This window comes from Erwinia psychrophila (assembly GCF_039023475.1).
Classification (GTDB): Bacteria; Pseudomonadota; Gammaproteobacteria; order Enterobacterales; family Enterobacteriaceae; genus Erwinia.
Map to the genome: position 1 here is coordinate 988,834 of NZ_JBCHVB010000001.1, position 10,781 is coordinate 999,614.

Annotated in this window: 7 protein-coding genes; 1 reads left to right on the plus strand and 6 read right to left on the minus strand. The window is 56.3% G+C overall.

The genetic code is table 11. From position 1 onward, the window contains the following. Positions 1-51: 51 nt before the first annotated feature. From AAH446_RS04560 to lrp, 6 genes are all read right to left on the minus strand, one after another. Entirely contained in the window at positions 52-1,203 is a 1,152-nt protein-coding gene (locus AAH446_RS04560; protein WP_342905508.1) for an MFS transporter, read from the minus strand. A gap of 337 nt (positions 1,204-1,540) precedes the next feature. Beyond that, positions 1,541-2,833: a serine--tRNA ligase gene (gene serS, locus AAH446_RS04565; RefSeq protein ID WP_342905509.1), complete on the minus strand. Its 1,293-nt coding sequence runs from the start codon at positions 2,831-2,833 to the stop codon at positions 1,541-1,543. Between the two features lie 98 nt (positions 2,834-2,931). Then, positions 2,932-4,275: a replication-associated recombination protein A gene (locus AAH446_RS04570; protein WP_342905510.1), complete on the minus strand. Its 1,344-nt coding sequence runs from the start codon at positions 4,273-4,275 to the stop codon at positions 2,932-2,934. A gap of 7 nt (positions 4,276-4,282) precedes the next feature. Further along, entirely contained in the window at positions 4,283-4,894 is a 612-nt protein-coding gene (gene lolA, locus AAH446_RS04575; protein WP_342905511.1) for an outer membrane lipoprotein periplasmic chaperone LolA, read from the minus strand. 205 nt (positions 4,895-5,099) lie between these two features. Next, a complete protein-coding gene (locus AAH446_RS04580; RefSeq protein ID WP_342905512.1) occupies positions 5,100-8,639 on the minus strand; it encodes a DNA translocase FtsK 4TM domain-containing protein in 3,540 nt (1,179 codons plus the stop codon). Positions 8,640-8,758: 119 nt separating this feature from the next. Next, a complete protein-coding gene (gene lrp / locus AAH446_RS04585; RefSeq protein ID WP_006118610.1) occupies positions 8,759-9,253 on the minus strand; it encodes a leucine-responsive transcriptional regulator Lrp in 495 nt (164 codons plus the stop codon). 524 nt (positions 9,254-9,777) lie between these two features. On the opposite strand from lrp, the gene trxB reads away from it, so the two are divergent. Continuing rightward, positions 9,778-10,746 (plus strand): thioredoxin-disulfide reductase, encoded by a 969-nt coding sequence (gene trxB / locus AAH446_RS04590; protein WP_342905513.1) that lies wholly within the window; start codon positions 9,778-9,780, stop codon positions 10,744-10,746. The last annotated feature ends 35 nt before the right edge of the window (positions 10,747-10,781 follow it).

The following is a 10,781-nucleotide window of genomic DNA, read 5'->3' on the forward strand; positions in this document are numbered from 1 at the left end:
TTTCGCTGTATACGCCGTCCAACGCGACGAACAATCTCCCCGACAATTTAATCAGGCGTGCGCCACCGGCGTTGCATGCCTGTCCGCCTTACGCAGCAGCATGACCAGATAAACAAATGCCACGGCGGCAATCATTAAAAACAGTACGCGATCGGAGTAGTTCTGCATCAGCATTGAGGTCATGGCCGGTCCGATCAGGCTACCGATGGTATAGCTGAGCAGCAGGGCCTGGTTCATGGCGACCAGCTCATGATGGGCAACGGTTTCACAGGCCCATGACATCGCCAGCGGATAGAGCGTAAACCCGGCGCAGCCGAGAATAAACAGCGCGGGAGCCATTGCGGCATTGCCCAGCATGGCAAGGGCGCCAAGGATCACCACAAATACCTGAACGCGCAAAACTAATAAGCGTCCGTAGCGATCGGCGAGACGCCCGACGGGCCACTGTCCGACAATACCGGCACTGACCAGCAGCGCCATCCAGTAGCCCACCGTGGCGTCACTCATACCCTGATGGGAGAGGTAAAGCGGCATCAGGCCATAAAGCGATCCCAGCAGAATACCGGAGATAATGCAGCCGTTAATCCCCAGACGCGCATTGCGGCGACGCAGCATCGGCCACATCCTTCCCGGCGCCGCCTCCTCATCATCCCCTTTCGCCGTGATCCGGGTAAACAGCAGCGGAAGAATGGCGCAGAGCACAATCGCCGTCGCCCAGGGCAGTACCTGCATCAGGCCGGTAGGGACTTTACTGACCAGCAGTTGCCCCGCGACCGTTCCCATATAATAAACGATCATATAGGCGGCAAGGAGCTGACCACGATTACGCAGCGTGCCGCTACACAGCAGCGCGCTTTCCACCACAACCCAAATCAGCGCGCAGCCAATCCCCGCCATAAAACGCCACAGGGTCCATGCCCAGAAGCCGCTTTCCAGCGCCAGCGCGGCAGAGGCCAGCGCAAAGACCAGTGAGGCGGCGTAGTAGCTTCGGTTAAAACCGAGGCGCTTAATCACTATACCGGCTACCAGGGTTCCCGCCAGATTTCCCGCATAGTAAGAGGAGCTGACCACGCCAACCTGCCAGGTAGGCAGTGCATCATGGGTAAGCCAGAGCGGAACCAGCGTATTTAGCGCGGCGATAGAAATCGTCATCAGCAAAAGGCCGCAGAGCAGCACGATAACAGGGCGGGACCAGGTGGACATGTGGGAGATGCAACCAAAAAAGGAAAGATTTTGCGCGCATATTGCCACCGGAATAATGAAAGTCAATGTCTCAAAAAAGCGCCCAGCACGATTTGCTGCGAAGCGATTAAAATTTTTTATCTACAAAGGGTTAGCGGAACAAACGAAACGGTAGCGCGCCGCATTATCTCTATGAAAAGTGACAACTTTACGCCTTAGCCCTCTCCTGCTCACGATAACTTTTATTTTTAGAAGTTTTCCTGACGGCGCAGCCAGAGTGAGTCCGCTTTCGGCCGTATGTGCGGGCGAAAAAAAACCTGCGGGGGAAGCCGCAGGTTCTGTAAGGAATGGATGGTGATTAACCGATAAATTCCAGTCCCTTCATGTAAGGGCGCAGCACCTCAGGGACGGCGATACGACCGTCAGCCTGCTGATAGTTTTCCAGCACGGCCACCAGCGTACGGCCAACAGCCAGTCCGGAACCGTTAAGGGTATGCACCAGGCGAGGTTTTTTCTCGGTCTTACTGCGGCAGCGGGCCTGCATGCGGCGCGCCTGAAAATCGCCCATATTGGAGCAGGAGGAGATTTCGCGATAGGTTTCCTGGGCGGGCAACCAGACTTCAAGATCGTAAGTTTTGGTTGAGCCAAAGCCCATATCGCCCGTGCAGAGCAGCATCTTGCGATAAGGCAGGTTCAGCAACTGCAGCACTTTCTCGGCGTGGCCTGCTAACTCTTCCAGCGCCTGCATGGAGTCTTCAGGACGGGTAATCTGCACCATTTCCACTTTGTCGAACTGATGCATACGGATCAGGCCGCGGGTATCGCGTCCATAGGCGCCCGCTTCAGAACGGAAGCAGGGAGTATGGGCGGTAAACTTCAGCGGCAGGGATTCCTCTTCCAGGATTTCATCCCGCACCAGATTGGTCAGCGGCACTTCTGAAGTCGGGATCAGCGCATAGTCGCTGCTGGAAGCTTCTTCTTCCAGAGGACGCGTGTGGAAAAGATCTTCGCCGAATTTAGGAAGCTGGCCCGTGCCATACAGTGAAGCATGGTTAACAAGGTAAGGCACGTAGGTTTCCAGATAACCATGCTGTTCAGTATGCAGATCGAGCATGAACTGGCTGAGCGCGCGATGCATCAGAGCAATCTGCCCTTTCATCACGACGAAGCGCGAACCGGTCAGCTTGGTGGCCGCAGCAAAATCGAGTCCGGCCGCCATTTCTCCCAGTTCAACGTGATCGCGTACCGCAAAATCATATTTTAACGGCTCACCCCAGCGGCTGACTTCCTGGTTATCGCTGTCATCTTTGCCCGCAGGCACTTCATCGGCAGGGATATTCGGGATCGACAGCGCCACGTCACGGATGGCGTTTTGCAACGTATCCAGTTCCGCTTTGGCGGCGTCAAGACGTTCACCCAGTGCGTTCACTTCCTGACGCAACGGCTCGATATCTTCCCCACGTGCCTTGGCCTGGCCGATAGATTTGGAGCGGGAGTTGCGTTCTGCCTGCAGCGTTTCAGTTTCGACCTGCAAGACTTTACGACGCTCTTCGTGAGCGCGCAGCGTATCAACGTCCAGCTTATAGCCCCGGCGTGCCAGTTTTTCAGCGACTGCGTCTGGCTCGTTACGCAGCAGATTGGGATCGAGCATGCTTGTCCTGTGCTTAGTATGATTGAGTGAATAAAGAGGGGACGCATCCGACCTGCGAATGCGTTGAATTCCTTGCTAACCTTACCGCAACGCCACTGTCAGCGATAGCGTTTTGTCGGGCTATTTTGATCCTGCGCGGCGAGCCAGGCGAGCTTTTCACCGATCTTTCCTTCCAGCCCCCGGGCGGTGGGTTGATAGTAGCGGGTATGCGCCATTTCGCCGGGGAAATAGCTCTCCCCCGCCGCGTAGGCATTCGGTTCATCGTGCGCATAGCGATATTCCGCCCCTAATCCCATCTCTTTCATCAGTTTGGTTGGGGCGTTACGCAGATGTTCCGGCACATCATAATCCGGGTTATCCCGCGCATCACGCATCGCGGCTTTAAAGGCGGTATAAACCGCGTTGCTCTTAGGCGCGCAGGCCAGGTAGACAATGGCCTGCGCAATAGCGCGCTCACCCTCGGCTGGCCCCACGCGGGTAAAGCAGTCCCAGGCAGCGAGGGCAACCTGCATACCCCGGGGGTCCGCATTGCCAACATCTTCCGATGCGATCGCCAGCAGCCGCCGGGCGACGTATAAAGGATCGCCGCCTGCGGTAATGATTCGGGCATACCAGTAAAGGGCGGCATCGGGTGCAGAACCGCGAACCGATTTATGCAGTGCTGAGATCAGATCGTAATAGCGGTCGCCTTTGTTATCAAACCTGGCGCTGCGCTCGCCGGAGACTTCATTCAGCAGCTGGCTCGTCAGCGCCCGCTTGCCGTCGCCGTTTACTTCCGCCATATCCGCCATCATTTCCAGCGTATTCAGCGCCCGACGGGCATCGCCGTTGACCAGTTCCGCAACCATCCTGCGGGTATTTTCCGGCAGGACAATATTGTCTTTACCGTAGCCGCGTTCGCCATCCTGCATCGCCTGATCCAGCACGCTCTCTATATCCTCGCTGGTTAACGACTTCAGAAGATATACGCGGGCGCGGGAGAGAAGTGCTGAGTTGAGCTCAAACGAAGGGTTTTCCGTTGTGGCACCGATAAAGGTGATGGTGCCATCTTCTATATGAGGCAGGAAGGCATCCTGCTGGCTCTTGTTAAAGCGATGGACCTCATCCACAAAAAGAATGGTCCGGCGGCCAGCGCTGCGGTTCTGCCGCGCCCGTTCAATCGCTTCGCGAATATCTTTTACGCCGGAGGTCACCGCTGAAATGCGCTCAACATCCGCCTTACCGTAGTGGCCAATAATTTCTGCCAGCGTGGTCTTTCCGGTGCCTGGCGGCCCCCAGAGGATCATGGAATGCAGATGGCCAGCCTCAATGGCGCGGGGCAAAGGTTTACCGGGTGCCAGCAGATGCTGCTGGCCGATATATTCGGCCAGCGTGCGTGGCCGCATACGGGCGGCCAGCGGTTGAAACTCGTTGTGGGAGAAATCCAGAGACAGATTACTCACGCTAACCTCACTTACGCTGATCGTCCAGCGTGACGCCCTGCGGCGGCGTGAATGTGAATTTGGCGGCATCAATGGTGCCATTCTGCTGGTTTTTCAGCGTATAGCTGCTGCGTTGACCGTCCTGCTCAATGGCGCTGAACTGGTTGATGGTGCCACTGGCCGAAACATTAAGCGTGAACTGCTTGAGGTTGCCGTCGGCAGACTTAGGCCTCAGCTCGAATTTATCACCCTGCTGGCTGATATTATACTGCTGCCAGTCACTACTCTGGTTACGGGCAATCAGCATAAAGGGCGTGTTGCTGGTGGCATCTTTCAGCCAGGTAGCGCTGACCTGCTCGACAAATGGATTGTAGAACCAGAGGGTTTTGCCGTCGGAAATCAGAATACTTTCGTCCGGGGCCGTCATATGCCAGTTGAAAAGATTTGGACGTTTAACCCAGAGCTCGCCTTCGCCTTCCTGAACGGACTGCCCGCTGCCGTCGGTCACCTTCTGGTCAAAGGTGGCATGAAAGCTTTTTACTTTGTCGAGACGCTGCTGCAAAGCGGATGAGGCGTCAGCCAGCGCACCGGCAGAGGTAAAAGCGGCAAGCAGACAGCAGGAGATCATTAATTTTTTCATTACGGCATCCTTATTGAAACTTTTTTATCCCGGGAAGCGGGGAAGCATTCATGGATAACTGTAGCCAGGCGACACCCCTGTCAACAGAAGATTAGGCTGAATAATGTGGCCAGTGATAAGAGATATGGGGATAAACCCTATAAAACTCAACGGGCCGGGTCGCCCCGGCCCGTCAGTAACGGTAATACTTTGTCAGGTTATGCCGCTACATTTCATGGGGCGGCGGTGAAAGCACCTCGCGGTTGCCGTTATGACCCGGCGGAGAGACAATGCTTTGCGCCTCCATCTGCTCAATGATCCGCGCCGCGCGGTTATAGCCTATGCGGAACTGACGCTGCACGCCCGAAATCGAAGCCCGTCGTTTTTCAACCACAAATAACACCGCCTGGTCGAAGAGCGGATCGAGCTCTTCATCACCATCCAGTCCCAGACTGCCGTTTTCGCTCTCTTCGCCCGCCGTGATGCTCTCAATATACTGAGGACGGCCACGCGCTTTCCAGTCCTGAACAACCGCATGGACTTCCTGATCGCGGACAAACGCACCGTGAACACGCACCGGCATTGAGGAGTTAGGCGGCATATAGAGCATGTCCCCCATTCCTAATAAGGATTCCGCCCCGGCCTGGTCGAGAATAGTGCGCGAATCGATTTTGCTGGATACGGTAAAGGCTATACGCGTCGGGATGTTGGCTTTAATCAGGCCGGTGATAACGTCAACCGATGGACGCTGCGTGGCCAGCACCAGATGGATCCCTGCCGCACGCGCCTTCTGCGCCAGTCGCGCAATAAGCTCTTCCACCTTTTTGCCCACCGCCATCATCAGATCGGCAAATTCGTCGACCAGCACCACAATGTAAGGCAGTTTTTCAAGCACCGGCGGCGAGGTTTCCATGCTGTCGCCTGGCTTCCAGAACGGGTCGGGAATAGGACGCCCCATCGCTTCCGCCATCTCCACTTTCTCGTTATAACCGGCGAGATTACGAACGCCCAGTGCCGACATCAGCTTGTAACGACGCTCCATCTCGCCCACGCTCCAGCGCAGAGCGTTAGCCGCGTCCTTCATATCAGTAACCACTTCCGTTAACAGATGAGGGATACCTTCATAGACGGACAGCTCCAGCATTTTTGGATCGATCATAATAAAGCGCACTTCTTCCGGCGTGGCTTTATAGAGCATGCTGATAATCATGGCGTTGACGCCGACCGACTTACCGGAACCGGTGGTACCGGCAACCAGCAGGTGTGGCATTTTCGCCAGATCGGCCACCACAGGCTGTCCGGCAATATCCTTACCTAACACCACGGCGAGAGGAGAAGGATTGTCACGGAACTGAGGGCACTCCAGCACTTCGCGCATATAAACGGTCTGGCGATGTTTATTAGGCAGCTCCAGCCCCACATAAGGTTTACCCGGGATCACTTCCACAATACGCACCGCTACCGCTGACAGGGAGCGCGCCAGATCGCGGGAAAGATTGGAAATACGTGCGGCTTTTACACCCGGTGCCAGATCCAGTTCAAAGCGGGTAATCACCGGGCCTGGCGAGATGCCCACCACTTCCGCCTTAACGCGGTAATCCGCCAGGCGTGATTCAACGAGGCGGGCCGTCTGCTCAAGCGCAAACATATCCACCGGTTCAGCCTCTTCCGGCGGCGCCGAGAGCAGATCCAGCGTCGGCAGCGGCGTAGTCGGCCGCTCCAGCGGCTGCTCATGGCGAACCAGGAAGGGATGGAACAGGCTGTCTGCGGCAGGCTGCGGTGGCTGCGGTGGCTGCGCAACGGTAGCCTGAGCAGGTTGTGCCGGTGCTGTATACTGGGAAGCTTGCTGTGGTGTGGCCGCCACCGGTGGTGCAACCGGCTCCGCCTGCCAGGGCGTTTGAGCAGCAGGCCCGGACGGTTGCTGCGGCGCCGGAACTGGTTCTGTCAGCCCCTGAGGCATTTCTTCCTGTATCGCGCCGGACGGCGCAAAGCTCGCCTGTGGCTGGCTGGCGTGTTCCTGCCAGGCTGGCGCTGTCACCGGAGGTGCAACCACATCCTGAGAGGGCTGGCTTTGCTGCCACTGCGGTTGAACCGGAGGTTGCTCAGGTTCAGGCGTGGCGGAAAGGGTAAACAGTGGTTCGCCCGGACCTTCATCAACCAGATCGTCCACAGGTGAAAAATTAAATGCGTCAGCTGTATTCAGCGTGAGCGATGGCGAGGCAGGCTGTTCCGGCTCTTCACCATAGCGCTGACTTTGCTGCGCGGCAAACTGCCGCGCCAGGCTGGCCTGCTGCAGCGCCTCTTCGTCCTCTTCAGCAAACTCTTCGCCATAGCGCGCCTGCTGTTGAGCCATAAAGGCTTCGCGGAGATGGGCTTCGTCCTGCGCTTCCCTTCCCTCATCCTGCCGTGTAGCAGCACGATCGTCAGAGGGCTGTTCCTGCTGACGAAGCTCTTCCTCTTTCGCTTTTTCTTCAGCCATACGCTGCGAAGGCAATTTAATTCCGTAAGAAGCCAGTTCGCGGCGGGTAGGAAGCTTAACCGGGTTAGGCCGCGGCAGCGCCGGGCCAATTCCCTGCTTCACCTGCGGGTTGGCGCTCTCCGGCGTAACGCCGGGTGCCAGCGCTGCCGTAGTGGCCGTGACTGCTGCCAGCCTGGCTGCGTCGCCGCCGGTCAGCGCGCCCGCCGCTTCTGCTGGCTGAGGTGACGATGGTGCGGCAGTGCCAAATGGCGACGACGTAGTGTTTTCCTGCCAGCTGACAGAACGCGGCATCGCCTCTTCTGTAACAGGCTGCTGAGCAGGTACAGGCGTTTCTGGCGGCATCTCAAAGTGGTAAAGCTCAGGCTTCTCCTGCGTTACTGCAGGTTCAGAAACCGCGGGTGCCGCAGAAACAAATTCTGGTGCAGGCGACGCTGCTGCGAAGGGCACTTCCTGAACGGCCACTTCAGGCGCAGCAGCAGGCTGCTGACGTGGTTCGGCCGCAGGCGAAGGCGTGACGTAAGAAGCGGGCTGGCTTAACAGCGGATCGAACTCTTCTTCGTGGGGCTTGTCTGTGCCTGCCAGCAGCACATCCTCTTCCCCAACTTCGGCGCTCTGCTTCAGATGGGGTTCGGCATACGTGGGTTCCTCATCCTGCCAGCGCTCCTCATTACGGGAGCGGTTGCTGGCAAAGGTCAGCACGCCCATCACAGCAGCGCCAATCTTCTCAGCGATCGTCAGCCAGGACCAGCCGGTATAGAGGGTCAGGCCGGCGGCCCAGATACAGAGCAGCGTCAGCGTGCCGCCAGCGCCGTTGAACCAGGGCGCCATCGCGTTGCTGAGCAAGCTGCCGATCACGCCGCCGGAGGCAAAGTACCAGATATCATCCGCGTTGAGCGCGGCAAGACCACAGGTGGTGACTACCAGCGCCAGTACGCCAATCAGCCGCAGCGACACGGCAAAATAGTCGATGTAGTCCTGCTCGTGACGCTGGCGGAACGTGATCCAGCACAGGCCCAGAATGACCGGAGGGATCGCATAAGCCATCACGCCGAAGACGAAAAACAGCGTATCCGCCAGCCAGGCGCCCACGCCGCCGCCGAGATTATGAATAGGCTCATGCCAGGCGGTCTGTGACCAGCTGGGATCGGAAGGATTGAAGCTCATCAGAGCGACCATCAGATAGACGGCGAACAGAGCAACAACAATCAGCAATGCTTCCAGCAGGCGACGCCCACTGCTCAGCGGTTGCAGGGAAACTTCTTTATCTTCTGTGTATTCCTGGCTCAAGAGTTCTCTCCAGGTGCCCGTAAACTATGAAGGCAACAGCGCCGGGCAAGCCCGACGCTGAACCTGTATGAATTCACAGGAGTGTACCCAAATCCATCAGGTTTTGCACCTGCCCTGTGTTACCGCGTTTTAATGACCAGGCGGTTGCTCTGTTTCACTTCTTCCATCACCACATAGGTCCGCGTATCGTTCACGCCCGGCAGGCGCAGCAGGGTCTCACCCAGCAGCTTACGGTAAGCGGACATATCCGGTACGCGCGTTTTCAGCAGATAGTCAAAATCGCCCGAAACAAGGTGACACTCTTGAGTTTCCTCAAGTTTTTGCACGGCGGCATTGAATTGCTCAAAGACGTCGGGCGCCCCGCGATTCAGAGTAATCTCAACGAATACCAGCAGAGAAGCATCAAGATAGTGCGGATTCAGCTGCGCGGTATAGCCAAGGATAAAGCCCTGTCTTTCAAGACGGCGGACGCGCTCCAGGCAGGGCGTTGGCGACAACCCTACCCGTTTGGAAAGCTCAACGTTGGAAATGCGACCATCCTTTTGCAGTTCGTTCAGGATGTTGCGATCGATTCTGTCGAGATCTTTACCCGGTCGTTTCTTATTGTCTACCATTATTATTGTCTCTCTTAATGCCTTCCCTTTACCTGCCATACCCTGAACCGGTTCAATGTTACAGGACTGATTGAGGTGAAGTCTTAAGCCTGCTGCGGTTTGAAACGCCCATCCGTCTGACGCATGTTGTCTGTCCACACCATGCGTCATGACCAATGACAGACCGAGTTTATCCGTACGAATGCGCAAAGCCGGTTAAAAAACCTGCTCTGGTCGCCTGAATACGCTCTGCTTCCCACACTGTTTTCGCAAAAGACCAGCCGATTGTCAAAGCAAAACAATCAAAATCAGTACAACATGCCAGAAGTGTCGCTGCGTGACTGTTTTTAAATGACTATTTTCCCTTATCTGCACGCTCAGGCAGCAGCCTTGCCCCATTTTAGCGCAGCCGGTTTACCTCATGTTGAGGGTGATCAATTGGTCAGACCGCTTGAAGATATTGTTAACAACATTGGAGAACGCTTTTTTTGCGTCAGCAAATTCCCTACAATCACACAAAAGTTGCCAGTAAAAACGAGGGTGTCATGGACACGGTCAAACACAGTAAATTACTCATTCTGGGCTCAGGTCCAGCAGGCTATACCGCTGCTGTCTATGCAGCACGCGCTAACCTGAACCCGGTTCTGATTACCGGCCTTGAAAAAGGGGGTCAGCTGACCACCACCACCGACGTGGAAAACTGGCCGGGCGACCCGCACGATCTGACCGGACCCGGACTGATGGATCGTATGCAGGAGCATGCCGAGAAATTTAATACGGAAATTATTTTTGACCACATCCATACCGTCGATCTGCAAAACCGGCCGTTCCGGCTGACCGGCGACAGCGGTGAATACACGGCGGATGCGCTGATTATCGCAACCGGCGCCTCCGCACGTTACCTCGGGCTGCCATCCGAAGAGGCATTCAAGGGCCGTGGCGTTTCCGCCTGTGCAACCTGCGACGGTTTCTTCTACCGCAATCAAAAAGTGGCGGTGATTGGCGGCGGCAATACGGCGGTGGAAGAAGCGCTTTATCTCGCCAACATCGCCTCTGAAGTTCATCTTATTCACCGTCGCGACAGCTTCCGTGCAGAAAAAATTCTGATCGATCGGCTGATGGAAAAAGTGCGCAGTGGAAATATCGTGCTGCATACTAACCATACGCTGGATGAAGTAATGGGCGACCAGATGGGCGTAAGCTGCCTGCGCCTGCGCTCTGCGCTGGATAACGAGCAGACAAAAGAGCTGGAAGTTGCCGGTCTGTTTGTCGCGATTGGCCACAGCCCGAACACCGCCATTTTCAAAGATCAGCTGGCGCTGGAGAATGGCTATATCAAGGTGCAGTCCGGCCTGCATGGTAATGCCACCCAGACCAGCATACCTGGCGTGTTTGCTGCTGGTGACGTAATGGATCATATCTATCGTCAGGCTATCACTTCTGCCGGCACGGGCTGTATGGCCGCGCTGGATGCGGAACGCTATCTGGATGGTTTAGTTAAAAACTCTCAGTAACTTGTTAAAACATTGAGTTAATCTCGCCAAAGGCG

What these genes read in the sequence shown, in the direction of transcription:
- serS (WP_342905509.1), bottom strand. Translation starts at nt 2,833, where the DNA reads ATGCTCGATCCCAATCTGCTGCGTAACGAGCCAGACGCAGTCGCTGAA.
- trxB (WP_342905513.1), top strand. Translation starts at nt 9,778, where the DNA reads ATGGACACGGTCAAACACAGTAAATTACTCATTCTGGGCTCAGGTCCA.
- lrp (WP_006118610.1), bottom strand. Translation starts at nt 9,253, where the DNA reads ATGGTAGACAATAAGAAACGACCGGGTAAAGATCTCGACAGAATCGAT.
- lolA (WP_342905511.1), bottom strand. Translation starts at nt 4,894, where the DNA reads ATGAAAAAATTAATGATCTCCTGCTGTCTGCTTGCCGCTTTTACCTCT.
- AAH446_RS04560 (WP_342905508.1), bottom strand. Translation starts at nt 1,203, where the DNA reads ATGTCCACCTGGTCCCGCCCTGTTATCGTGCTGCTCTGCGGCCTTTTG.